Source organism: Lutimaribacter marinistellae (assembly GCF_042648365.1).
Lineage (GTDB): Bacteria > Pseudomonadota > Alphaproteobacteria > Rhodobacterales > Rhodobacteraceae > Lutimaribacter_A > Lutimaribacter_A marinistellae.
This window is the reverse complement of record NZ_JBHRXI010000010.1, coordinates 321,085-345,251: the sequence shown is the minus strand read 5'-3', so window position 1 is coordinate 345,251 and position 24,167 is coordinate 321,085. Positions and strand designations below refer to the sequence as shown.

The window sequence follows — 24,167 nt, the reverse complement described above, 5'->3', positions numbered from 1 at the left end:
GGAACGCATGACTGTAGAAATCGAGAAAGACGACGATATCTGGACGATCGTCCATAATCGTCCCGAAGCGCGCAACGCCGTGGACACGGAACATGCGCATGCCTTGGTCGATGCCTTTCAGGCCTTCGACGACAGCGACGCCAAGGTTGCCGTTTTCTGGGGCAAGGGCGACAATTTCTGCGCTGGATGGGATCTGAAGCTTGCCGCATCGCTGGCCGACCCGGTCAAACGCGATGCCTATTTCGACGCGCACAAGTTTCCCGTCGGTTCGGCCCCGGTCGGCCCCGGCGCTCTAGGCCCGTCGCGGATGGAGCTCAACAAGCCTGTGATCGGTGCCATCGAAGGGGCCGCCGTCGCCGGTGGCATGGAGCTTGCCCTGTGGTGCGACATCCGCGTGATGGCGGAAACCGCCTATCTGGGCGTTTACTGCCGCCGCTGGGGGATCACGCTGATGGATGGCGGCGCGGTGCGCTTGCCGCGTCTCGTGGGTCAGGGCAAGGCGCTTGAAATCGCGATGACGGGCCGCAAGGTCGAAGCCGAAGAATGCTATCGCATCGGGCTGGCCGAAAAGGTCGTACCGCATGGCGCCGCGCGCGAAGCGGCCGAGGCGATGGCCCGCGAGATTGCGCGCTTCCCGCAGGAGGCCGTTCGCGCCGATCGCCGGACCATCATCGAGACACGCGGCCTGCCGGTCCGCGAGGCGCTGAAGGTCGAGTGGGCAAACGGCCTCGAGGCGATCCGCAGGGAAGGAACCGCGGGCGCTGGACGTTTCCGGGATGGCGCCGGACGCCACGGAGATTTCACCAACATCTGATCCGCTAGCGCTTCATCACGATCGCGAGCGAAAAGGCAAAGCTGTTGCCTGGCAGATCCTTCGGGGCGGCGGGGAAACGACCCGCGCGACGCACGGCATCGACCGCCGCCTTGTCCAATGCGCCATTGCCGGAAGACCGGCGAATGCTGACGCCCTGCAGCTGGCCGTCTCTGCCAATCGAGATGGCCAGGCTGACCTGCCCCGATGCATTGGTCCCGCGCGGGTAGCGCTTGGCACGTTCAATGCGTGCGCGGATCTTGGCACCCCAGACAGCCTGCAGCTTGGCCTGCTGGCCTTTCGACAGTGTCGCCGTGCGAGCGCTTCTGGCATTGCCGGCCTGCGCGCTGCCACCCGATCCGGCCGCACGCTGTGCCGCGGTGCCCGTCGTCGTTTTCTCGGCCTTGCGCGCGGTCTGGGGTTGCGGCCTCGGCTCGGTTCTTGGTTGCGGCGCGGGGCGTTCGGGGGGCCGCACTGACGTTACGGGCGCGGCGTCCGACGGGGGCGGCTCGGCGGCTTCGGTTTCAATCTCCAAGGCTTCCGCTTGCGGCTGTGTCAGAACGGTCTTCGGCGGGACAGAACGTTCGGGTCGCGTAGTCTCCGGTCGCGGCATGTCGGGCGAAAGCGAGGTCTCGGGCGCATCGGGGCGTGCGATCTCGGGCATTTGCGCGCGGGGCCGTACGGGCGCCTTGGGGGCATCGAAATCCAACGTCTCGGTCTCTGCAGGCGGCATCGCGGCCAACCTCATCTCGGCCCGTCGCGCTTCGGCAAGGTCCAGCCGGGGCAGGTTCGGCGCGGTACTCTCGGCCTCGATCGGCGCAAGTTCCGGTTCGGGCGGCGGCTGTCGGTCGATGGGGCGCTGCCAGGCCGCAACCATGTCGGTCACGGTGGCGTCAGCGGCCTGTAGCGACACAAGAGCCTCGCCCCCCGATCCACCGGCCTCGGCACCTTCGTCGGGCGGTTGCGCGAACAGCGCAACGTGGAACAGGATTGCAAGGCCCGTGAACACGGCCAGTTCGACAACGCGTCTCATTTCGTCGTCACCACCAGCTCGACCCGGACAAGGCCCGCCGACGACAGGTCGCGCAGGATCGCGGCGAGCTTTGACGCGTCCAGTTGGGCATCCGCCCTCAGCCGGATCACCGTTGCGTCTTCTGCCTGACCTGACAGCGCGCCAATCGCTGCGGCCCCGCGCAGATCGTTGTACGCGATTTCACCGTCGCGGCTCACGTACAGCACCGGCTCCGCTTCGACCTCTGCCTCGCTCGCGGCTTTGGGTGGGCTAACCTCGAACGGGTCGGGTTGGGCCAGTTTCGACGTCATGAGGAAGAAGATCAGCAACAGGAAGACAACGTTGATCATCGGCACGATGGATTCGCGTGGCTGGCGGCGGGGGGGATCACTCAGGTCCATCGCTCACTCCACCAACACAAGGGCGGATAGCCCTGCGGCACGAAGGGTTTCAGCCACGTCCACCACGCGTTGCAGATCGGCCCCGTCGCGACCACGCAGGATCACCATGTCGTCGGGCGCGGTCATCAAGGGCGCCAGCGCCGCTGGCAGGTCCGCGACCGGGCGACCATTGAGCGCTACGCTCTCCGGCGCGATATCGACCAGCCGGGGCGGGCCGCTGTACCCGTCGCCCCCCGATGCGGCAAGCGGCAGAGGCATCATCGCCTCGGTGCCGAAGCGCGAGGCCAGCATGAAGAAGACGAGGAGCAGGAACACCACGTCGATCATGGGCGTCAGGCTGGGCCTGCGCCTCGGTCGGGCAGGGGGCGTGAACTCCATCTCACTCGGCCGCGAGTTTCAGCCGCGCAGGGGTTGCGGCGATGAAGACGCGGGTGGCGTTGTCCTCGATGTCGCGGCGCATCCGCTCGATGACCGAGTCGAACCATGTCAGCGCGGCCGAGGCCGGGATCGCCACCGCCATGCCCGCTGCCGTGGTCAGCAGCGCCTCCCAGATGCCGCCCGCCAGCAGCGCCGGATCTGCCCGCGACCCGGCTGCCTGCAAGGCCTGGAATGCCGCGATCATGCCCAGAACCGTGCCAAGGAGGCCTAGAAGGGGCGCAATTGTTGCGATCAGTTCCAGCGCACCCAGCCCGTCACGTGCCGACGACAGATGCCGCTTGGCGACGCGCGCTGTTTCCTCGCGTGCAGTTTCGTGCGGCAAATGGCCAAGGCTGCGAAGCGAGACTGCCATGACTTGCGAACGGATGCCGCGGCGCCCTTCGACCAGCGCCAGCGCAGCTTCGGGCTCGCCGGCAAGATAGGCCTCGACCGCGCGCCCTGCCTTGCCGCGCGACCACGCGCCGATGAGGGCAAGGCGCCAGATCTTCCAAAGGATCAGCGCCACGGTGATCACGGACAGTGCCGCGATGGCCCAGATCGCCGGTCCCCCTTCGCGAAGGAATGCCATGGCCCGGTCTGACGCATTCCGCGCCGTGTCGGTAACTGATCCGGCTGATTGCATCTGGGGTGTCGTCGCTTCGTCGCCCTCGGTGGTTGTACCCGGCAATGCAACTGGCGCGCTTTGCTCGGCCGGCACGGTGGTCGAGACTTGCGGCACCGACGGCTCGGTTGCGACCTCTGCTGCGCTGTCTGCAATCGTTTCGGCGGTTTGCGGCGCGGGCGCGGAACGCTCCACACGCTCGCTCTGATCGGTCTTGGAGGCCATTCCCGTCGTGGGCGCCTGTCCGATCTCGGGCGTCGGCGGTGTTGCGGGAACTTCTTGCGCCGACGCTCCTGCACCAACGCAGAACGCCAGAGCCGCACCGATGAAGATGTGTCGGCAGGATGTCATGATTGCCGGTCCTTCCTTCTCGACGCGGCGGAGCGGGAGGTCCCGGCCGCGCGTGGCATGCGAGTCCCCGTTTTGGCGGGAATAGATACGGTGGTTTTTCCTGTCAAGAATACCGAGCATGTATGTCACGCGTCCCTCCTGTCTGTCCAATACGCGGCAATGCTGTGCGCTCGAACGTCCAAGTCGGTACTGCGGCACCAATCCCGCAGCGTGCGGGCCTGGCGTTGCTCTCCTGCAAACCACAAGAAGTGGTTCGGGTGGTCTTTTCTTTCGGCGATCGCCCGCGCTGCCAGATCGATCCGGCCCGGGGTCCAGTGGATTTCTATCCCGGGATGCGTCGGCATCGGATAGCCGCAGTCGGCGCCTGCTCCAGCCGACAATACCGCGATGCCTGTGGCGTTCTGCGGAAGCGATTCAACGATGCGGGCCACTGCGGGGAAGCCTGTTTCGTCTGCATAGAGCGTGATGGCCGAGGTCTCGACAAGCCCGCCACCGCCGGGTCCGGTCAGGCCGACGACCGTGCCCGGCCTGACCTTGCCGGCCCATTCGGTTGCGCGTCCGCCCTCGTGCCTGAACAGATCGAAGGTGAACGTTCCCGCCGCAGGATCGACATGGCGCAACGTGTAGACCGGACGATGCAGGGCCTTGTGCCCGCTGGGCCAAACGGTCGCGCCGTTGGGGGCGATGCTGGGCCATTCCGGCGTCTCGAGGCCTTCGGGCGGCAGGATCAGGCGGAAATGGATCGCATCCGTGCCAAAGCGCGTCAGGTCCTCGGAGGTTGCCGTGATCCGCAGGAAATCCCTACCGAGCGGGGCGATCTCGCGGATCTCGATCAATTGGAAGTTCGGTGGCCGCACCCCCGCCTCGTCCCCGCCCGACCAGCGCATGTCGCGTCCGGTATCGGGCGAAAGTTCCGTGATCCGTTCTGTCAGCCCGTCCTTGAGAGCAAAGAGCCAATCGGCGCGCGGTGCCTCGATCCGTGCGTGCAGACCAGTGGCGTTGGTCCGAAAAACGTAATCTCCATAACAGGTTACGATGCGCAGACCATCCGCGGCTGTGTCTGTCGCCGTGAGGCCGTGTTCCTTGGCCTCGGCCAGCAAGATCGCGCGCAGCGGGGCAAAGGCGAGGTGGGGCAGTCTGGTTTCCGTGTGATGCGTTGCTGTTTTGGTCATGTGGCCTCAGCTTGGAATGACATGGGGATGGCCGTGGACGGGGTCGGCGATCACGGTGCAGGGAAGGGCGAAGACGTCTTGCATCATCTCGGGCGTGACGACCTGGTCCGGTGCGCCCTGGTATCGGATGCGGCCTTTTTTCAGCGCGACCATGTGGTGAGCGAAGCGGGCCGCCAGGTTGATGTCGTGTAGCACCATGGCGACGGTGCGGCCGGTCTCGTGGTTGAGTTTGCGGATCAGGGTCAGAAGCTCAATCTGGTGGGGCAGGTCGAGATAGGTCGTGGGCTCGTCCAGCAACAAAAGGTCGGTGTCCTGTGCCAGTGCCATCGCAATCCACGCGCGTTGGCGCTGTCCTCCGGAGAGGGTTTCGAGTGACGAATTTTCTTGTGATTCCAGGCCTGTAAGCTGAATTGCGCGCTGGGTCGCGCGGGCGTCTTCGTGCGAGAACTGGCGCAGGGCGGATTGATGCGGCGTGCGGCCCCGGCGGACGAGATCGCGCACCGTCATCCCCTCGGGCGCGAGCGGGGATTGCGGCAGGATGGCCAGCCGCCGAGCAACCGCACGGGAGCCTTTTTTTTCAATGGGTTGACCGTCAAGATCCACCCGTCCGGCGGCCACCGGGGTCAGGCGCGCAAGGGCGCGCAGCACGGTGGACTTGCCGCAGGCATTGGGGCCGACGATGGCCGTCACCTTGCCGTCGGGGATGTCGAGTGTCAGTGCCTCGATCACCGCGCGGCGCGGGTAGGAGACCGAGATCTCCTTCGCCTGCAAGCGGTTTGTACCCCCGAATTGACCGTTTTGTACCATGTTCAGAGCCCCGATTGACCGTTTTGTACATCGCTCATATCCGCCCCTTTCGCGCCTCGGCCCACAGGAGCCAGACAAGAACCGGCGCACCCAGCATCGCGGTGAAGACACCGGCGGGCAGCCGCACCATGGGCAGCGACCGCGCGGCGAGATCGGCCCCGGCGGTGACGCACGCGCCGACGAGTGCGGCGGCGAGCAGCGCCGGGGTGCCGCCGCCAACCAGCCGCCGCGCGATGGGTCCGGCGACGAAGGCGACGAAGGGCAGCGGCCCGGCGACGCTGACCGCCAGTGCGACAAGCGTGACGCCAAGCGCGGTGACGGCGAGGCGCAGCCGGGCGAGCGGCAGGCCGAGCGCAGTCACGGTTTCATCGGACAGGGCCAGTCGGGCGAGCGGGAAGCTGACCCAGACCAGCAGCGGCAACAGCAGGGCCAGCCCGCCCCAGATCCGCACGACCTCGGCCCAGCCGCGCGCGTGCAGCGTGCCGGTCAGCCAGCGGGCCATGTCGGCGGCGGTGTTCTCGTCGGTGTAGCTGAGCAGCAGGTCGGCCGCGGCGCCAAGCGACAGGCTGGCGCCGATGCCGACGAGGATCAGCCGATGGGTGTCGAGCCCGTCGCGCCATGCGAGCGCGGTTACGGCCAGCGCGGTCAGTGCGCCGCCTAGAAGCGCTCCGCCAAGGATCATGCCGCCGGTCAGCAAGGCGGCGAGCAATGCGCCGGCGTTGGCCCCGGCGGTGAAGCCGATGATGTCGGGGGCGGCAAGCGGGTTGCGCAGCATGGTCTGGAACATCGCCCCGGCCATGCCAAGCGCCGCGCCCGCGCCCAGCCCGGTGAGGATGCGCGGCATCCGGTGGTCGAGCACGATCATCGACGGTATGGCCTCGGCCCGACCCGCAAGCGCCTGCCAGATATCCGCGGCCGTCACCGGATAGCTGCCGGTCAGCAGCGCGGTCAGCGCGATGACCGTCGACAGGCCCAGCAGCATGCCACCCGCAAACAGGGCGCGGCGCGCGACGGGAATGGAGAGCGGGCCAAGCCGAAGAGCGTGGGTCATGTCCTGCTCCCCCCGGTGCGGCGGATCAGCCAGATCAGAAGGGGCCCGCCGATCAGTGCCGACATCACGCCGGCCTGCATGGTGCCGCCGAACAGCGCCGAGCGGCCCGCGAGATCGGCCAGCAGCAGCAGGCAGGCGCCGAAGATCCCCGAACAGGGGGCGAGCCAGATCATGTCCTGCCGCATCACGGCGCGCGCCATGTGCGGCACGATCAACCCGACAAAGGCGATGGGGCCGGCCAGCGCAACGGTGCTGGCGGCCAGCAGGACGATTGCACAACCGCAAAGCAGCCTTGCCCCGCCGACATTCACGCCCAGCCCGCGGGCGGTATCGTCGCCCAGCGACAGGGCGTCGATCAGCAGGGCGGCGGCCAGCGCGACCAGCGCGCCGCCGAGGAAGAAGGGCCAGAGCGCGGCGAGGCTGTCGGTGGTCACGTTCTCGAACCCGCCCAGCACCCAGAAGCGGTAGGTCTCGAGGCTTTGCCGGCTGACCAGCACCAGTGCGCGGATCAAGGCGAGGAAGAAGGCGGTAAGCGCGGCCCCCGCCAGCAGCAGCCGCACAGGCCGGGCCTGAGCGCCGCCGCCAAGCGCGAAGACCGCCACCGCGCCAAGCGCGCCGCCCGCCAGCGCGGTCCAGATGAACTGTGACGGATCGCTGATGCGCAGCAGGAACACCGCGCCGATCACGCCGACGGCGGCACCCGCGTTGATTCCCAAAAGGCCCGGATCGGCGAGGGGGTTGCGGGTCATGCCCTGGATCAGTGCGCCCGCAATGCCAAGCGCCGTTCCTGCCAGAAGGGCCGCGGCGATACGCGGGAGGCGGATCTCGCGGATGACGATCTGTGCGGGGTCAGCGGGGTCGTAAGCGGTGAAGGCGGCAGCAAGTTCGGCCCAAGTGACCGGGCGGTATCCCAGCCGCAGCGCGAGCAGCGCGATCAGAGCCAGCGCCGCCAGTGCTGCCAGAAGGGCGAGGCCGCGTCGGTCGCGTGCGGGGGTGTGGCGCAGGGCAATGTCAGCGGGCATCGGGTGTCTCTTTCGGCAAGATGCCGGCCTTGGCGGAGCTGGCCACGACGGTCGCGGGGTCGCCGTCCATCGCCGCCTCGAGCAGCGGCACAAGTGTGTCCAGCGCGTGATCGAGACTGAGCGGGCTGGAATGCGACATGGCTGCCGACAGCATCAGGCCGGAATAGACCTCGCGCCCCTCGGCATAGGCGCGCATCGTGTTTCGCAGGGGCAGGGCGTTCAGCCGGTCGGTGCCCGCGCCTGCGTCGAGCCAGATCAGCGCGTCGACGTCGATCGGCGACAGGTCCTCGGGCGGGATCGGGACATAGGTGGTGTTGAGCCCGCCGCGCGCGTCGATCTCGGTGGGGATGGTGAAGCCGAGGTCGCGCAGCAGGCGGCCGCGAATGTCGCGCCCGGTATAGGCACCGATGCGCCCTGCCCAGACCACGGCGGCGCTGGCGCCCTGCCAGTCGGGGTGGTCGGCGCGTATGCGGGCGAAGCGGGCGTCGAGCCGGTCGATCCAGGCCTCGGCCCGGTCGCTGTGGCCGGTGGCCCGGCCAAGGTTGCGCAACATCCCCTGCCACGGCGCGCCGTAGGGGCCCCACTCGGCCTGATGGGCGAGGGTGGGGGCGATCTGCGACAGCAGGCGGTAGTCATGGGCGGTCATGCCGCTCCATTGTCCGACGATCAGGTCGGGCTGCATGGCGGAGATGGCCTCGATATCGATCTCGCCCTGCATGACGATCGGTTCGGCCTGCCCGAGCGCGTCCTGCGCCCAGGGCCAGACGCCGAACGGGTAATCGCCATACCATTTGCGCAGGGCGTAAGGCCGGAGGCCGAGCGCCAGCAGGAAGTCGTGGCCGATGAAGCTGAGCGAGACGACGCGAGTCGGGCGGTCCGGGATCTCGGCAGTGCCGAAGGCATGGGGGATGCGCACCGGAAACTCCTGCGCCGCGGCGGGGGCAGAGGCGAGGGTCAGCGAGAGGAGGAGCGCGCGCAGCATCGAAGGCACCATGGGTTGGGGCGGCCCGGTCGGGCCGCCGCTGGAGTTCAGAAGGTCGAGGAGAGGGTGAGCGCCACGTTACGCCCTTCACCGAAGTAGCAGGCGCCGCCCTGGCAGGTGGTCATGTAGCGTTCGTCGGTGAGGTTCGCGACGTTGAGCGCCAGCCGCCAGTTGTCCCGTTCGTAGGCGATGGCGGTATCGACCAGCGTGTAGGCGGGTGTGGTGAACTGGCCCGCGCCGTCTCCGGCGGTGCCGTTGTAGCGGACGCCGCCGCCGAACTGCCACCCTTCGAGCGCGCGGGGCGCGTAGTTGAGCCAGAGCGATGCGGCGTGGGTCGGCACCTGCGCGATGTCGAAGCCATTGGCGTTTTCGGTGTCGAGATAGGTATAGGCGGCCTGAACCGAGACCTCGCCAAAGCTGTGGAAGGCCTCAAGCTCCAGCCCTTGCGACTTTGCCTCGCCCGTCTGCACTTGAAAGCCGGGATTGACCGGGTCGTTCATCAGTAGGTTGGATTTGGTCAGGTCGAACAGCGCGGCCGACAGCAGCGTGTCGGTTCCGGCGGGCTGGTACTTCACGCCCAGCTCGACCTGTTCGCCCTCGGTCGGGTCGAAGGCGTTGCCGTTCACATCCGTGCCAATGGCGTCCTGTTCAAAGCTGGTCGCGTAGCTGAGATAGGGCGCGAGGCCGTTGTCGAAGACATACATGACGGCGGCATTGCCGGTCCATGCGCTGTCCTCGGCCGCGGTGGTGGTCGCGCCGAAGCTGCCGTTCGAGGCCCCGCTTTCGATGCGGCCGTAGCGCAGGCCGAGATCGACGATCCAGTTGTCGACCGTGGCGCGGTTCTGGGCGTAGATCCCCCATTCGTCGACCGAGGTGCCGGGCGTGTCGGTCACGGTGATCGGGGTGAAGCCGGAATAGACCGGGTTGAACGGATCGAGCGGGGCGTTCTGCGCGCCGTAGCCGATATCGGAATCATAGGTGCCACGGCTGTAGCTGGCGCCGAGGAGAGTGCGCATCTCGACCCCACCCATCGCGTATTCGGCGGTGGCGTAGGTGTCGAGGGCAAGCGTTTTCAGCTCGTTCTCGGCCCGGTAGAATGTGCGGTTGATCGTGCCGTCGGCGTTGTAGCGCCCGTTGGTGAAATTGTCGAAGGCCCACCAGGCGTGCTGATACTCGGCCTCGCCTTCGAGGTAGCGGAAATTGGCATTCATGCTCCAGACCGTGTTGAAGCGGTGCCTGAACATGGCTGTGATGCTGCGCTGTTCGCTTTCGAACATGTCGAAGCCCGGCTCGCCCACGAAAAGATCGGCGTCGAGGAAATCGCCATTGCCAAAACCGGTGGCGGGCAGCAGCGTGCCGTAGATCGAGGCGAACTGGATGAGCGGGCTGCGGTCGCTGTCCTGGTAGTTGGCGAGCACCGTCAGCTCGGTATCCTCGGTTGGTCGCCAAGTGATCGAGGGGGCGAGCGACAGCACGTCGTCCTGTGAGTAATTCACCTGCGTCTCGGACTCGCGGGCGACGCCCACGAGGCGGTACCGCAGCGTGCCGGTTTCGTTCAGGTCGCCGCTGACATCGATGGCGCCCTGCACCCGGTCATAAGATCCGACCTGCAACTGCCAGAGGTTCGGCGCGTCCTGCGCTGCGGTCTTGGAGGTGGTGTTGACCACACCGCCGACCGAACCGCTTCCATACAGGCCCGAGGCGGGGCCGCGCAGCACCGCGACGCTGTCGAGCATGAAGGGTTCCGGCGTGGTGTCGTTGTAGTAGCCGTAGCGTGCCGGCAGGCCGTCATGCAGGGTGGTGGGTTTGAACCCGCGGACGAGTGTCCAGTCCGAGCGCGCGTCGAGGCCCCAGATCCCGGCGGTCACGCCCGCGGTGTATTTCAGCGCCTCTTCGACCGACCGCGCGCCGCGTTGTTCGATCTGCTGGGTGGTCACGACGCTGACCGAGCGCGGCGTTTCGGCGATCGGGTCGCCGGTCTTGGTGATCGTGCCGCTGCCGGTGGCAACGGATTCGCCGAAAAAGCCGTCGGTCTGCTGACCTTCGACGGTGATGGTCCTGAGTTCGATCACCTCTTGCGCAAAGGCCGGCAGGGCAGCGGCGATTGCGCAGACGGAGGCCGTCGCGCGCAGTAAGGACATGTCCCGTTCCTTGTTTCTTGGTTTTCTGGGAATGCCTGGCAGCGCGCTGGGTCAGGTCACGCGGCCTAAGCTGGTCTCAAATTATTGTCAAGTAAAAGAGTCGGGTTTCTTGATCCGCTATTAGGTCGAACTTCGCGATTGACAAGGCCCGGGCGCATCTGCGATTTCCGCCATGTTCTGGTCCGGGTGTGACGCCATCCGGATAATAGGGAACGAGGTGCGGCAAACGGGAGTGTTTCCCTGCGGCCAAATCCTCGACTGCCCCCGCAACTGTAAGCGGCGAGCACTGTCGGAAGATGCCACTGTCCGGTCACGGATGGGAAGGCCCGGCAAGGCCGAGACCCGCAAGTCAGGAGACCTGCCAGAACGATCACCCTGACCCGGCGCGGGGCGCGTCGTGGGCAACGGTCCTTTCCGTAGTGGTGGTGCTCTCACCGTTTGCGGAAGGTGCACGACCTTTCCAGACACCCGGCAACACGAAGGTCTGGAAAGGACCTGAACGATGACAAAACTGCTAACTTCCGCCTCCATCCTTGCGCTTGGGCTGGCACCTGCCGCCGTCGCGCAGGAGGCGTTCGACCTTGGCCAGATCAAGATATTCTCGACTGTCGGACAGAACGAGATCGATCTGGACCGCACCGGCGCCACCGTCGAGGTGCTGACCGAGGACGAGATCCGCGCCGCACCCGAAACCCGCGTGGCGGATTATCTCGCCAAGCTGCCCGGCGTTTCGGTCAGCGCCAATGGCGGACTGGGCGCCAATACCACGCTGCGCGTGCGCGGGCTGGACGGTAAATACATCAAGGTCCTGATCGACGGCATCGACGTGACCGACCCGGCCGCGCCGCAGACGAGTTTCAACTGGGGCAACCTGACGACTTCGGGCATCAGCCGGATCGAACTGCTGAAAGGCTCGAGCTCGGCCATTTATGGATCGCGCGCCATTGCAGGCGTCGTCAACATCACCACCGCGCGCCCCGAAGAGCCGGGGACCGTGGTGTCGGGCGCGCTGGAGGCGGGGAGTTTCGACACCTACCAGGGAACGCTTGGCGTGGCGACGCAGGGCGAGCGCGGCGGCGCGGCGTTCACCTTCAACCATGTCGACACGGACGGGTTCTCGTCTCGTGACGGGGCGGCCAATACCGAGGATGACGGGTTCCGGGCGACGCGTTTCAACTTCTCGGGCGATTTCCAGGCGACCGACATGCTGACGCTGGGCCTGTCGGGCTATTACCTCGATGCCGAAGGCGCTTTCGACGAGTTCGGCGGCGATGGCGCGCCGCCCTTCGACGAGTGGAACACGACCGAGAGCCTGGGCCTGCGGGCGTTTGCCGCCTTCGAGACCGGCGCGCTGACGCATCGGCTGTCGACCAGTTACTTCCGCAGTGACCGCGTAAGCTCGTCCAACGGGTTCGACTCGATCTTTGACGGCGAGCGGCGGCGGGTCGATTATGTCGCCGAGGGCAGCGCCAGCGATCAGTTGCGCTACAGCTTCGGGGCCGATTGGGAGGAAGAGGAATTCGCCACCAACACCGATAGCGGGTCTGTCCAGACGACCGGCGTGTTCGGCGAGTTGCTCTTTGCGCCGACCACCGACCTCGACCTGTCGGCTACGCTGCGCTACGACGACCATTCGACATTCGGCGGCAACCTGTCGGGGCGTCTGGCCGCGGCCTACCGGCTGAGCGAGGGCACGATCCTGCGCGCGGTCGCAGCGACCGGGTTCCGGGCGCCATCGCTTTACGAGCTGAACAGCACGCTTTACGGCAACGCGGCGCTGGAGCCCGAGGAAAGCCTGAGCTTCGAACTGGGGGTCGAGCACCAGTTCGGCAACGGTTCATTCGTCAAGGCGACGGGCTTTTACACCGAGATCGACAACCTGATCCAGTTCGTCACGCTGACCAGCTTTCCCTTGCCGTTCACGGGCCAGTACCAGCAGACGCCGGGTACCTCGACCTCGAAGGGCATAGAGTTGTCGGGCCTGTGGGCGATCACCGATACGCTCGCGCTGATCGGGGCCTATACCTATACCGATGCCGAGGATGCGACGGGCGCACGGTTGCTGCGCGTACCGGGGCATGACTTCGTTCTGGGGCTCGAGGCGGAAATGGGCGAGCGCTGGGCCGGAACCGTGACGTTGAACCACGTGGCCGACCGCCCCGACGAGTTCGGAACGGTGATGCCGGATTACACAGTCGTGAATGCCAGCGTCGCCTATGACATCAACGATCGCACCGAGGCATATATGCGGGTGGTGAACCTGTTCGACGAGCAGTACCAGACTTCGGCCAATTTCTCGGCGTCCGACCGTGCGGTTTACTTCGGTGTCCGTGCGCGGTTCTAGGATCATAACCTGCCTTGCCGCGCTGGTCTTTGCCGGCGCGGCCTTGGCGCAGCCGCAGCGAGTGGTGTCGATGAACCTGTGCACCGACCAGCTGGCGATGATGCTGGCCGCGCCGGGGCAGCTCCACTCGGTCACGTTCCTGGCGCGCGATCCCGGCTACTCGGCCATGCCCGAGGAGGCGATGGCCTACGAGGTCAATCACAGGCTGGCCGAGGAGATCTATCTACAACAGCCGGACCTCGTGATCTCGGGCTCCTTCTCGGGTCATGCGACGGTGGACATGATCCGCAGGCTGGGCATCGAGGTCGAGGTGTTCGACCCGGCCCGCTCGCTTGAGGATGTGCGCGCCAATATCCTGCGCATGGGCGAACTGCTGGGCCGGCAAGACGCGGCCGAGGCGATGGTGGCCCGCTATGATGCGGGTCTTGCGGCCTTGCAGGTCAGTGCCGACGAGAACGGGCCGCGCGCCGCCATATACGCGCTGCGTGGCTGGACGCAGGGCGAGCGTAGCCTTGCCGGGCAGATCCTGCGCGCCGCCGGGTTTCGCAATATCGCGGCCGAGCTGGGCTATGACTGGGGTGGGGTTCTGCCACTTGAGCGGCTGGCGATGATCGATCCGGACGTGGTGATCACCGCGCGCCCCTCGCCGGGGCATGGCCGCGCCAAGGAGACGATGGACCATCCGGTGATCGACTACTTGCGCGCGCGCGCAGGCCAAGCCGTGATGTCCGACCGCGACTGGGTCTGCGGGACACCGCATGTCCTGGGCGCGATCGAGCGGCTGGCGGCCATCCGCGGGCAGGTGGCGCGGTGAGGGCGCTGGAGCCCCTGTTGGCGCTGGTGGTGCTGGCGCTGTTCATCCTGTCCCTGACCATCGGGCCGGCGGAGGTTCCGGCGGGCGAAAGCCTGGCCGCGCTGTTTTCCGACGACTATGGCCCGCTGTCGCTGGTGATGCAGGAAATCCGTCTGCCAAGGGCGCTGCTGGGTGTGTTGATCGGCGCCGGTCTGGGCATGGCGGGTGCGGCGATGCAGGGTTACCTGCGCAACCCGCTGGCCGAGCCGGGGCTGATCGGCGTGTCCGGGTCGGCGGCCTTTGGCGCGGTGCTGGCGATCCACACCGGGCTGGCCGCGGCGAGTGCGCTGTCGCTGCCCTTTTCCGCGCTGGCGGGCGCGCTGGTCTGCGTCGGGCTGGTCATGGCGCTGGCCGGGCCGCGCGGCGGGTCGCTGACGCTGATCCTGGCCGGTATCGCGATCTCGGCCCTTGCGAGCGCGCTGACCTCGCTGGTGCTGAACCTGTCGCCGAACCCCTTTGCGGCGAACGAGATCGTGTTCTGGATGATGGGCTCGCTGGCGGATCGGTCGATGCTGCATCTGTGGCTTGCCTTGCCTTTCATCCTGCTGGGCATGCTGCTGCTGGCGAGCACCGCGCGCGGCATCAGTGCGCTGACCCTGGGCGAGGACGCCGCCGAGACCATGGGCATCAACCTGTCGAGGCTGCGGCTGCTTCTGGTGCTGGGGACCGCCGCGATCGTCGGGGGCGGCACGGCGGTGGCGGGGGCGATCGGGTTCGTCGGCCTCGTGGTGCCGCATATCCTGCGCCCGCTGGTGGGTGCCGATCCGGCGCGGCTGCTGTGGTCCTCGGCGCTGGGCGGGGCGGTGATGTTGCAACTGGCGGATATCGCGGTGCGCGTGGTCCTACCCGAGCGCGACCTGAAGCTGGGCGTCGTGACCGCCCTGGTGGGTGCGCCGCTGTTCCTGCACCTGATCTATCGCACGCGGAGGGACCTGGGATGAGCGCGGGGTTCGATCTGCGGGGGCTGGGCGTCAGCCTGCGGGGCAGGCCGGTCTTTTCCGATGTCACCCTGTCGGTGCGGCCGGGCGAGATGGTCGGTCTGATCGGGCCGAACGGGGCGGGCAAGACCTCGTTGATGCGCGCGGCGCTGGGGTTGATCCCCTGCGAGGGCGAAAGCTCGCTGGCGGGGCTGTCGCCCGCGGCCCGGGCGAAAACGGTCGCGTGGATGCCGCAGGCGCGCGAGATCGCGTGGCCGGTTCCGGTGGAGCGGCTGGTGGCACTTGGACGTCTACCCTATCTGCCGGCGCGGGGCGGCCTGCCGGAGGCGGACCGGGCCCATGTCGACCGCGCGCTGGCGCGGCTGGACCTGCAGGGATTGCGGCATCGGGCCTCCTCGCGCCTGTCGGGGGGTGAACAGGCGCGGGCGCTGATCGCGAGGGCGCTGGCGCAGGACACGCCTGTCCTGATGGCGGATGAACCCATCGCGGGGCTGGACCCGGCGCACCAGATCTCGGCCATGCGGATCTTTCGCGATCTGGCGGGCGAGGGGCGGGCGGTGATGGTCTCGCTGCACGATCTCGGGCTTGCCGCGCGGCATTGCACGCGGCTGATCCTGATGGCGGGGGGCGGTGTGATGGCCGACGGACCACCGGGCGAGGTGCTGTCACCCGGGCGCATGGCGCGCGCCTTTGGCGTTTCGGTCTGGCACCAGGAGACCGAGCATGGCCCGGTCTTCCAACCGCTCGAGGTGGTCGAGTGAGCCGCGTGGTGCTGGACGCGCCCTGGCTGAGTTTCGACCTGGGCGCGGAGATGGAGGTGCTGAGCTGGTCGATCAACCGGCCCGGCCAGGTCCGTGCGCGGCGGATCCTGTGGCGCGAATTGCGCAACGCGGACCTGCCGCCGGACCTGGATGTGCGCGACTGGGCAGAGAGTGCCTTGCGCGACCGGGGCGAGGAGGGGGCCGTGCTGTTCCTGACCTCGCGCGATGTGACCACCTTCGAGGAACGCCGCACGCGGGTCGGAGGAGTGGAGGCCCACGCGGTGGCAACCGTGGGCCTGTCGAATGGCGAGCGGGTGGGCAGCCGGGTGGACTACTCGGGCCGTAACTGGGACGCCGACTGGGGTACGATCAACGTTGCGGTGCGGCTGGATGCAGGGCCGGATGGCGGGCTTGACACGGCGGGGATGCTCGAGGCGATGAGCATCGCCGTTCAGGCGCGCACTGCGGCGGTCATGGATATCGGGTTTGCCCTGCCCACGGGAACTGCCACCGGGACCGGTACAGATTGCGTCGCGCTGGCCGCGCCGGCCGGCACCGTCGCCTTTAGCGGTTTGCATACCGAGATCGGCGAGGCCATCGGCCGGGCGGTTTACGACGCGGTCCATGCAGGCACCCGCTCATGGGCCGCCGAGCGGGGACTGGCGCGGTAGGTGGGCACGCGTCCTAGATGAACTCGAAATCGTCGAAGGTGATGAGCCCCGGCGTGCCATGCATGATCTGCACCGACCCGTCCGTCCACGCCGCGAGCGTGCCGAGCGCATTCGAGGTCAGCGTGACGTCCGGCTGTTCGACCGGACCCGCGATCACGATGCGGTCGAACCCGTCGCCCCAACCGGTGATCTCGTCCGTGCCGGTCGCGTAAAGCGTGTTGAACACGAAATCGTCCGCGCCCAGACCGCCGGTCATCGTATCGTTGCCGATGCCGCCGTCCAGAGAGTCGTTGCCGTTGCCGCCGCGCAGTACGTCATTGCCCCATTGGCCCTTGAGCGTGTCGTTGCCGCCGCCGCCGTTCATCGTGTCGTTGCCATATCCGCCTTCGACGCTGTCGGCGCCGTACCAGCCGGTTTGCGCGTTGTCCTCGAACAGGTCGTGACCTGTGTTGAGAGAGACCTGGTCGCGTCCGTCGCCGCCGAACACGGTGTCGTCACCGTCTCCGGCAATGATCACGTCTGCATAGGTGCCGCCATCGATCCAGTCGTTGTCCGAGCCGCCTTCGAGGCTGTCCTCGCCCGCGCCGCCACGGATCGTGTCGTTGCCGCCGGCCCCGCGGATGGTATCCTGACCCAGATCGCCATTGATCTCGTCCGCGCCGTACCAGCCGGTCTGGGCGTTGTCCTCGTAGAGGTCGTCGCCGCTGCCGAGATGCACCTCGTCGCGCCCGTCATCGCCGCGCACGGTGTCGTGACCCGTTCCGGCATCGATGTAGTCGGCATAGGTGCCGCCCTCGATCATGTCGTCGCCTTCACCGCCGAGGATGCTGTCCTCGCCGGTGCCGCCGAGCAGGCTGTCATTCCCTTCGCCGCCCTCGATCGTGTCGAGCCCGGCGCCGCCTTCGACGGTGTCGTTGCCGCCACTGGCGCGGAGGAGGTCGTTTCCGTCGCCGCCAAGCACGCTGTCGGCGCCATACCAACCGGTCTGGGCATTGTCCTGGAACGTGTCGTTGCCTGTGCCGAGATCGAACACGTCGCGGCCGTCGCCGCCATTGACCGTGTCGTTGTCCGCGCCCGCCACGACCCGGTCGGCATAGCTGCCATCCTCGATCAGGTCGTCGCCGTCGCCGCCCTCGATATAGTCCTCGCCTGCGCCGCCGAGCAGCGTGTCGTTGCCGCCCATGCCGATGATCGTGTCAAGTCCGGTACCGCCATCGACCGAGTCCGCGCCGAACCAGCCGGCCTGGGAATTGTCGAAGAACGTATCGTTGCCTGCGCCGAGGGCGACCACGTCGCGCCCGTCATCGCCATAAACCGTGTCGTTGCCGTTGCCTGCGTCGATCCGGTCGGCGTAGCTGCCGCCATGGATGAAATCGTCGCCGTCGCCGCCCGAAATGCTGTCCTCGCCCTCGGCGCCACCCAGGGTATCGTTGCCGCCGCCGCCGTTGATCGTGTCGAGCCCGAGCCCGCCATTGACGATATCCGCGCCGAACCAGCCGGTCTGGGCGTTGTCGTGGAAGACGTCGTTGCCATCGCCGAGATCGACCACGTCGCGCCCGTCATCTCCATAGACCGTGTCGTTGCCGAAGCTGCCGGTGATCGTGTCGGCATAGCTGCCGCCGCGGATCAGGTCATCGCCGCTGTCTCCCGACAGGCTGTCCTCGCCCGGGCCGCCCTCGATCGTGTCGTCGTCATCGCCGCCTGAAAGCGTGTCGAGACCGGCGAGGCCGGTGATGCTGTCGTCGCCGCCCTGGCCCGCGATCACGTCGTTTCCGCTGGTGCCGGTCAGTGTCTCGTCGGCGCTGGTGCCCACGGTGTGCACATCGTAGCTGCGGGTGTAGAGGTTGCCGTCCTGTTTCCAGCCGACCAGCAGCTCGCCACTGTCGAGTACCGTAAGATAGGACAACTGGCAGGCCACCTGCGTCGCCGTGTTGACGACGAACTCCTCGCCGACCTTGGCGCCCTCGGAGTCGAAGCGCTGCGCCACGATGTCGAAATAGTAATCGATCCCGATCCAGCCGCGCGTCCACGCCGCGACGAAGCCGCCATCGGGCAGCGCGACGAGCGAGACGTGGTCCTCGTCCGAGGTGGTGGTGGTGTTGAGCCGCACCTCGCCGGTCGTTGCGTTGCCCGACGCGTCGAAGCGGCGCGCGTAGACGTTATAGCCCGAGGGCTCCTGACCACCCGACCCCCAGGCGACGAGATAGCCGCCATCGGACATGGGGATCACGTCCGGCATCCGCTGCGTGCCAGCGGTCGTGGTGTTTACCAGCGTTTCCGAGGTCACCGCGGTGCCGGTAGCGCTGTACTGGCGGACATAGACATCCTCCCCGTCGATGCCGTCCTTCATCCAGGCCACGACGAAGCCGCCGCCGGTCAGGGCCTTGATCTGCGGCGACTGTTCGTCGCGGTTGAAGTAGTCGTCGAGCCCGGTAGAGATCTGGAACGTGGTGCCGGTGGGCGCGCCTGTGGCCGACAGCAGCTCACCCTCGAGCGTGTAGGGGCCATAGCTGGGTCCCTGCATCCAGATCACCACCACGGTGCCGTTGCCGAGGGTGGTGAGGTCGGCATTCTCGCTGTACACGCCGGTCGTGCTTTGCAGCAGGTATTCATCGCCGATTGCCGCACCCTGCGCGTCGAACCGCCGTGCGGCGATGACCTCGTAGGGGAAGTTGCCGAGCGAATCCGCGATCGAGCCGAAGGTGACGAGAAAACCGCCATCCGACAGCTTGGTGATCGAGGGCATCCGCTGCGTGTATTGCCGGTCGGTGTTGACGTAGAAGTCGGAGCCGAGCGCCGTGCCATCGGCGGCAAAGAGGCGGCCCCAGATGCTGGTCACGTCACGGTCCCAGCCGCCGGGCAGGTAGGATCCGTCGGCAGTTTCCCAGACCGCGAAATAGCCGCCATTGTCGAGCGGCGCGGTCTCGAGCCGGTATTGGTTTGCAAAGCCCGGTGAATTGACCTGAACCGGATCGCCGGTGGGTGTTGGCGTGAATGACATTGCTCGATCCCCTCTCATTATCCCTGCGAGCGACCGGTGCGAGCTGTCAGACCGCCCCGGCGGCAAGCATCTTGAGACGGTCCGGCAGGGCAATCCTTGATCTGCGTCAAGCGTTGCGTGGGATGTGGTGTTTGGCGTATAAGCCAAGGCAACTGGTGAGCACCGCGACCGGCGGGCTCGTAGCATCACGCGGAAAGACGACGAAGGTTCTGTCTACCTTTGACTGCGTTGTTTCGGTCTCAGGTCGACCCTTGGTTGAGCGCAGACAAATTATTGACGTGACATGATTCAGCGACCCGGTACGGTTGCCCGAAATCGCCGACCGTTTGTGGTCGGCGAAGAGATTTGTCGTTTATCGTATTTTGCGTTGAGGAGGGATCGGGATGACAATTTTGAACCAGGGTGATGTGGCCGTCGTAGGCTGGCAACCGGATACGGTAGACGCATTCAGCGTCGTGTTTCTGGTCGATGTGGACACCAATGACCCGATCATCTTCACCGAACAAAGCTGGACCGACGGTAACAACTTTGCCAGCGGCGAAGGACAGATTACCTGGACACCACCGAGCAATCTGACGGCGGGAACCATCGTCACTTTCTCGGATAACGGGTTCTTCAACGGGTCGACCACGGTGAATGAAGGCGTGATGAGCGTCTACATCAACGGCTCGTCCAGTAGTTCCGTCAATGCTACGCGCGTAGGCTCCGGCGAAAACTTCTGGTCCACTGCCAGTGGTGGTGACCAGCTGTTCGTGCTGCAGGGTTCGATTGCTTCGCCAAGCCTGATCTGGGGAACGGATTTCGACGACTCCGCATCCGAAGGTGCGTGGGCGAATATCGCGGCCGGGACCTCGGGCACCAACTCTACTCGCCCCAGCAACTCCGATCTGAACACCGCGTTTTCGCCCGCCTATATAGAAGTGGGCGGATCCGGCAACGGAAACCTTTACTACAGTGGCACGACCACCGGAAGCGCTGCCGAATTGCAGACCGCCATCGCCAACAGCGCGAACTGGACATCGCAGAGCTCGCCTTTCACCAGTACTCCGGGAGGTAATCCGTTTACTTCGCTGAGCGCGTTCACCGTCCTTGCGCCCGGTGCTGCGCCGACGGTTGATACGAACACGGGTTCGACGCTGAACGAGGGAAGCGATGACGAGGTATCCTCGGCTGAGCTGGACACCAATGACACGGATACCGGCGACAGCGACCTGACCTATTCGCTGGATACGGACGTGGCCAATGGCACGCTTTATCTGGACAATGACAATTCGAACACGTTCAACGCGGGCGATACCGATCTGGGCGTTGGCAGCACCTTTACCCAGGCCAATATCAATGCCGGCAACCTGCGTTATGCCCATAACGGGGGCGAGACGACGTCGGACAGTTTCCAGTTCGATGTTTCGGACGGCAGCAACCCGATTGATAACCAGACCTTCAATTTCACGATCATCCCAATCAACGACGCGCCGGTCATCGGCAATCTGGGTGGCGACACGATCACCTATTTCGAGGGCGTCAACCCGACCACCATGGACCAGTTCGCCAATGCGACCGTGTCCGATGCCGACAATGCGAATTTCTCGGGCGGGACGCTGACGATCTCTTTCAGTGCGAACGGGCAGAGCGAAGATGCGCTGGGGATCGCCAATACCGGCAATGGCGCCGGGCTGACGGCCATTGCCGGAAACCTCGTGTTCTCGGATGCCGCGCAGATCGGGACGTTCAGCGGCGGAACCTCGGGCTCGGCCCTCGTGATCACGCTGAACTCGAATGCGACGCCGGCGAACGTGCAGACCCTGCTGCGCAACATTCAGTACACCAACAACGGCGGCGATGCACCGACGACCCTGGCCCGCACGATCGACGTTGTGCTTACGGACGGCTCCGGCGGAACCTCGGCGACGCAGCAGATCACGCTGAACATCACCGCGTTCAACGACGCCCCCGTGGCCTCGGGCGTGCCGACGGACCTGAGCTTTACCGAGGATACGCAGGGCGATGTCGACCTGTCCGCGGTCACGCTGACGGATGACGACAGCGACCCGATCACCCTGACGCTGAGCGTGTCCGAAGGGACCTTCGCTACGCCCGCCGACGGTTCCGCGCTGAGCGTGACCGAGACGCTGGTGGACGCAACCACGATCACGCTGTCGGGTACGGCGGCGAACATAAACACCTATCTCGATACGGCGTCGAACATCCGCTACACCGGCGCGCTTAACGACAATGGCAACGATACTGCCACGCTGAGCCTTGCGGCGAATGACGGCGACGGTTCGGGCAGCGTGAACCTTGGCACGGTGAACATCGACATCACCGCGGCGAACGACGATCCGGGGGTGAGCGGCCTGCCGGGCGATGTGACCGTGGCCGAGGATACGCAGAGCAATGTCGACCTGAGCGCGGCGTCCTTTGCCGATGTCGATGGCGATAACATCACCGTCACGCTGACGGCGAGCGCGGGCATATTCGCGACGCCGGCGGACGGGTCTGGTGTCGGCGGCGGTGTGGCCGAGACGCTGGTGAACGCGACGACGATCACGCTTGCCGGTGCGCCGGGTGACATCAACACCTATCTCGATACCGCTTCGAACATCCAGTACACGCCCGCGCTGAACGCGTCGGGGGACAACGCGGCGACGATCTCGGTCACCGCGAATGACGGCGCCGGATCTGGCGATGTCGCGCTGGGTACCGTCAATGTCGACATCACGCCGGCGAATGACGCTCCGACGGTGAGCGGCCTGCCCTCCGACATCTCGGTGACCGAGGACACGCCGGGCAATGTCGATCTGTCCGGCGCGACATTCGCCGATGTCGACGGGGACGCGCTGACCGTGACGCTGACCGCGTCGGCCGGTGTTCTCAATGCCAGCTCGGGCGGCGGTGTCACTGTCAATGGCGACGGAACCGGAACGCTGACGCTGCAGGGGACTGTGGCGAGCATCAACACCTATCTCGCCACTGCCAGCGCGGTGAACTACACCGGCGCAAGCAACGTCTTTGGCGAGGATGCGGCGACGATTGCCGTCAATGTCGATGACGGCACGGTCGATCCGCTATTGGGAACGATCAATGTCGATATCGCGGATGCGGTCGATACCCAGACCGGCGACAACACGGCCAATGTCCTTGTCGGGGATGCAGGCCAGGACATCCTGATCGGGCTTGGCGGGGCTGACGCCCTGTTCGGCTTCGGTGGCGATGACTCGCTGGTCGGCGGCGATGGCCGGGATACGCTGGGCGGTGGCAGCGGCGCTGACACGCTGGAAGGCGGCGACGGCAACGATGTCGCCAGCTATACCGGATCCTCGGCGGCGGTCAGCATCGACCTGAACGATGCGGGCGGCGGATTCCAGACGGCCTCGGGCGGGGATGCCGCGGGCGACGTGCTGTCAGGCATCAAGCGTGTCTGGGGATCGGATTTTGACGACACCCTGACGGGTGATGCCATGAACAACCTGTTCTATGGCCGCGACGGGGCTGACACCATCGCGGGCGGCGACGGCAACGACACGATCGGTGGCGGGAGCGGCGGAGATGCCGACAGCCTGTCCGGCGGTGACGGTATCGACCTTCTGACCTATGTCAGTTCGGCCGGGGCGGTGACGATCGACCTGAACGATGCGGGCGGCGGGTTCCAGTCGGCCGCGGGCGGGGACGCGGCAGGCGACGTGATCTCGGGCTTCGAACGTGTCTGGGGATCCGATTTCGGCGACATGCTGACGGGTGATGCAAACAACAACCTGTTCTACGGACGCGACGGGGCTGACACCATCGCGGGCGGCGACGGAAACGACACGATCGGCGGCGGCGGCGGCGGCGATGCCGACAGCCTGTCCGGTGGCGACGGGACCGGCGACGTTCTCAGCTATACGGGCTCGGCCGGGGCGGTGACGATCGACCTGAACGATGCGGGCGGCGGGCTCCAGTCGGCCTCGGGCGGGGACGCGGCGGGCGACGTGATCTCGGGCTTCGAACGTGTCTGGGGATCGGATTTCGGCGACACGCTGACCGGTGATGCCAACAACAACGTGCTCTTTGGGCGCGACGGGGCGGACACCATCGTGGGCGGTGACGGCAACGACACGATCGGCGGCGGGGGCGGCGGCGATGCCGACAGCCTGTCCGGCGGTGATGGACGGGATGTGCTGAGCTACATCTCGTCGTCCGGCGGCGTCACGATCGACCTGAACGATGCGGGCGGCGGGTTCCAGTCGGCCTCGGGCGGGGATGCGGCGGGCGACGTGATCTCGGGCTTCGAGACGGTCTGGGGGTCGAGCTTCGCCGACCTGCTGACCGGGGATGGTATCGACAACCTGCTGAGCGGACGCGACGGATCGGATGCGCTGTATGGTGGAGATGGCAATGACACGCTGATCGGCGGGAATGACGGTGATGCCTTCGCTTTCGACACCGCGCTCGGTGCCGGCAATGTCGACCGTATCGAAGATTTCGACCCGTCCGAGGGCGATTACATGCTTCTGGAAACGACGATATTCACAGCCCTGTCGTCCAGCGGAAACTTGTTGGCCTCGGAGTTCAGGGCCAATACCACCGGGCTTGCCGAGGCGAGTGCCGATCGCATCGTCTACAACACCAATACGGGCGAGGTGTTCTATGATGCGGACGGGCTGAACGGCACGGCGGCGGTCCTGTTCGCGGTCCTGACCGGGGCACCGAGCATCGACAACAATGATTTCCTCGTCGTTTGACGAGGACCGCAGATGGTCCCGGCCCGTCCGGGCCGGGGTCCTCCCGCGCACTCTGCCGCCCCTGTCCGGATGTTTCGGGCAGGGGCGGT

At 66.4% G+C, this 24,167-nt stretch carries 18 protein-coding genes and 1 riboswitch; of the genes, 7 read left to right on the top strand and 11 right to left on the bottom strand.

Annotation, left to right across the window (positions count from 1 at the left end; genetic code table 11):
• The first annotated feature begins 7 nt into the window (after positions 1–7).
• On the top strand, positions 8–814 hold the full coding sequence (locus tag ACFORG_RS10475; protein ID WP_386735372.1) for a crotonase/enoyl-CoA hydratase family protein: 807 nt from the start codon (positions 8–10) through the stop codon (positions 812–814).
• Positions 815–818: 4 nt separating this feature from the next.
• Here ACFORG_RS10475 and ACFORG_RS10470 read toward each other — a convergent pair whose 3' ends face one another.
• From ACFORG_RS10470 to ACFORG_RS10425, 10 genes are all read right to left on the bottom strand, one after another.
• Positions 819–1,844 carry a TonB family protein gene (locus ACFORG_RS10470; protein ID WP_386735371.1) on the bottom strand — a complete coding sequence of 342 codons (1,026 nt, stop codon included), beginning with the start codon at positions 1,842–1,844 and terminating at the stop codon, positions 819–821.
• Complete coding sequence (locus ACFORG_RS10465) at positions 1,841–2,224, bottom strand: ExbD/TolR family protein (protein WP_386735370.1); 384 nt, start codon at positions 2,222–2,224, stop codon at positions 1,841–1,843. Before ACFORG_RS10465 ends, ACFORG_RS10470 begins: the two co-directional genes overlap by 4 nt.
• 3 nt (positions 2,225–2,227) lie before the next feature.
• On the bottom strand, positions 2,228–2,602 hold the full coding sequence (locus tag ACFORG_RS10460) for an ExbD/TolR family protein (RefSeq protein ID WP_386735369.1): 375 nt from the start codon (positions 2,600–2,602) through the stop codon (positions 2,228–2,230).
• A gap of 1 nt (position 2,603) precedes the next feature.
• Positions 2,604–3,614 carry a MotA/TolQ/ExbB proton channel family protein gene (locus ACFORG_RS10455; RefSeq protein ID WP_386735368.1) on the bottom strand — a complete coding sequence of 337 codons (1,011 nt, stop codon included), beginning with the start codon at positions 3,612–3,614 and terminating at the stop codon, positions 2,604–2,606.
• Between the two features lie 125 nt (positions 3,615–3,739).
• Positions 3,740–4,786: a siderophore-interacting protein gene (locus ACFORG_RS10450; RefSeq protein ID WP_386735367.1), complete on the bottom strand. Its 1,047-nt coding sequence runs from the start codon at positions 4,784–4,786 to the stop codon at positions 3,740–3,742.
• 6 nt (positions 4,787–4,792) lie between these two features.
• Positions 4,793–5,593: an ABC transporter ATP-binding protein gene (locus tag ACFORG_RS10445; protein WP_386735366.1), complete on the bottom strand. Its 801-nt coding sequence runs from the start codon at positions 5,591–5,593 to the stop codon at positions 4,793–4,795.
• A gap of 34 nt (positions 5,594–5,627) precedes the next feature.
• Positions 5,628–6,644, bottom strand: a complete 1,017-nt coding sequence (locus ACFORG_RS10440) for a FecCD family ABC transporter permease (protein WP_386735365.1) — start codon at positions 6,642–6,644, stop codon at positions 5,628–5,630.
• A complete protein-coding gene (locus tag ACFORG_RS10435) occupies positions 6,641–7,666 on the bottom strand; it encodes a FecCD family ABC transporter permease (protein WP_386735364.1) in 1,026 nt (341 codons plus the stop codon). The genes ACFORG_RS10440 and ACFORG_RS10435 overlap by 4 nt, the downstream gene beginning before the upstream one ends.
• Entirely contained in the window at positions 7,656–8,648 is a 993-nt protein-coding gene (locus tag ACFORG_RS10430; protein ID WP_386735363.1) for an ABC transporter substrate-binding protein, read from the bottom strand. Before ACFORG_RS10430 ends, ACFORG_RS10435 begins: the two co-directional genes overlap by 11 nt.
• 47 nt (positions 8,649–8,695) lie before the next feature.
• Positions 8,696–10,789 carry a TonB-dependent siderophore receptor gene (locus ACFORG_RS10425; protein ID WP_386735362.1) on the bottom strand — a complete coding sequence of 698 codons (2,094 nt, stop codon included), beginning with the start codon at positions 10,787–10,789 and terminating at the stop codon, positions 8,696–8,698.
• A gap of 161 nt (positions 10,790–10,950) precedes the next feature.
• Positions 10,951–11,169: riboswitch (cobalamin riboswitch) on the top strand.
• Positions 11,170–11,291: 122 nt separating this feature from the next.
• Between ACFORG_RS10425 and ACFORG_RS10420 the strand changes: the two genes are divergently transcribed.
• The 5 genes from ACFORG_RS10420 to ACFORG_RS10400 are packed head-to-tail and all read left to right on the top strand — an operon-like array spanning position 11,292 to position 16,356.
• Positions 11,292–13,133, top strand: a complete 1,842-nt coding sequence (locus tag ACFORG_RS10420; protein ID WP_386735361.1) for a TonB-dependent receptor plug domain-containing protein — start codon at positions 11,292–11,294, stop codon at positions 13,131–13,133.
• A complete protein-coding gene (locus tag ACFORG_RS10415) occupies positions 13,099–13,947 on the top strand; it encodes an ABC transporter substrate-binding protein (RefSeq protein WP_386735360.1) in 849 nt (282 codons plus the stop codon). The genes ACFORG_RS10420 and ACFORG_RS10415 overlap by 35 nt, the downstream gene beginning before the upstream one ends.
• 14 nt (positions 13,948–13,961) lie before the next feature.
• Entirely contained in the window at positions 13,962–14,927 is a 966-nt protein-coding gene (locus ACFORG_RS10410) for a FecCD family ABC transporter permease (protein ID WP_386735817.1), read from the top strand.
• On the top strand, positions 14,924–15,685 hold the full coding sequence (locus ACFORG_RS10405) for an ABC transporter ATP-binding protein (RefSeq protein ID WP_386735359.1): 762 nt from the start codon (positions 14,924–14,926) through the stop codon (positions 15,683–15,685). Before ACFORG_RS10410 ends, ACFORG_RS10405 begins: the two co-directional genes overlap by 4 nt.
• Complete coding sequence (locus tag ACFORG_RS10400; RefSeq protein WP_386735358.1) at positions 15,682–16,356, top strand: adenosylcobinamide amidohydrolase; 675 nt, start codon at positions 15,682–15,684, stop codon at positions 16,354–16,356. Before ACFORG_RS10405 ends, ACFORG_RS10400 begins: the two co-directional genes overlap by 4 nt.
• Positions 16,357–16,369: 13 nt before the next feature.
• Here the strand turns inward: ACFORG_RS10400 and ACFORG_RS10395 are convergent, their stop codons facing one another.
• Positions 16,370–19,357, bottom strand: a complete 2,988-nt coding sequence (locus ACFORG_RS10395; protein WP_386735357.1) for a calcium-binding protein — start codon at positions 19,355–19,357, stop codon at positions 16,370–16,372.
• A 383-nt stretch (positions 19,358–19,740) separates the two neighbouring features.
• On the opposite strand from ACFORG_RS10395, the gene ACFORG_RS10390 reads away from it, so the two are divergent.
• A complete protein-coding gene (locus tag ACFORG_RS10390; RefSeq protein ID WP_386735356.1) occupies positions 19,741–24,078 on the top strand; it encodes a beta strand repeat-containing protein in 4,338 nt (1,445 codons plus the stop codon).
• Positions 24,079–24,167 lie beyond the last annotated feature (89 nt).

Excerpts from the sequence above, each read along its gene's own strand:
- ACFORG_RS10475 (WP_386735372.1), top strand. The coding sequence starts at position 8 with ATGACTGTAGAAATCGAGAAAGACGACGATATCTGGACGATCGTCCAT.
- ACFORG_RS10470 (WP_386735371.1), bottom strand. The coding sequence starts at position 1,844 with ATGAGACGCGTTGTCGAACTGGCCGTGTTCACGGGCCTTGCAATCCTG.
- ACFORG_RS10465 (WP_386735370.1), bottom strand. The coding sequence starts at position 2,224 with ATGGACCTGAGTGATCCCCCCCGCCGCCAGCCACGCGAATCCATCGTG.
- ACFORG_RS10460 (WP_386735369.1), bottom strand. The coding sequence starts at position 2,602 with ATGGAGTTCACGCCCCCTGCCCGACCGAGGCGCAGGCCCAGCCTGACG.
- ACFORG_RS10455 (WP_386735368.1), bottom strand. The coding sequence starts at position 3,614 with ATGACATCCTGCCGACACATCTTCATCGGTGCGGCTCTGGCGTTCTGC.
- ACFORG_RS10450 (WP_386735367.1), bottom strand. The coding sequence starts at position 4,786 with ATGACCAAAACAGCAACGCATCACACGGAAACCAGACTGCCCCACCTC.
- ACFORG_RS10445 (WP_386735366.1), bottom strand. The coding sequence starts at position 5,593 with ATGGTACAAAACGGTCAATTCGGGGGTACAAACCGCTTGCAGGCGAAG.
- ACFORG_RS10440 (WP_386735365.1), bottom strand. The coding sequence starts at position 6,644 with ATGACCCACGCTCTTCGGCTTGGCCCGCTCTCCATTCCCGTCGCGCGC.
- ACFORG_RS10435 (WP_386735364.1), bottom strand. The coding sequence starts at position 7,666 with ATGCCCGCTGACATTGCCCTGCGCCACACCCCCGCACGCGACCGACGC.
- ACFORG_RS10430 (WP_386735363.1), bottom strand. The coding sequence starts at position 8,648 with ATGCTGCGCGCGCTCCTCCTCTCGCTGACCCTCGCCTCTGCCCCCGCC.
- ACFORG_RS10425 (WP_386735362.1), bottom strand. The coding sequence starts at position 10,789 with ATGTCCTTACTGCGCGCGACGGCCTCCGTCTGCGCAATCGCCGCTGCC.
- ACFORG_RS10420 (WP_386735361.1), top strand. The coding sequence starts at position 11,292 with ATGACAAAACTGCTAACTTCCGCCTCCATCCTTGCGCTTGGGCTGGCA.
- ACFORG_RS10405 (WP_386735359.1), top strand. The coding sequence starts at position 14,924 with ATGAGCGCGGGGTTCGATCTGCGGGGGCTGGGCGTCAGCCTGCGGGGC.
- ACFORG_RS10395 (WP_386735357.1), bottom strand. The coding sequence starts at position 19,357 with ATGTCATTCACGCCAACACCCACCGGCGATCCGGTTCAGGTCAATTCA.
- ACFORG_RS10390 (WP_386735356.1), top strand. The coding sequence starts at position 19,741 with ATGACAATTTTGAACCAGGGTGATGTGGCCGTCGTAGGCTGGCAACCG.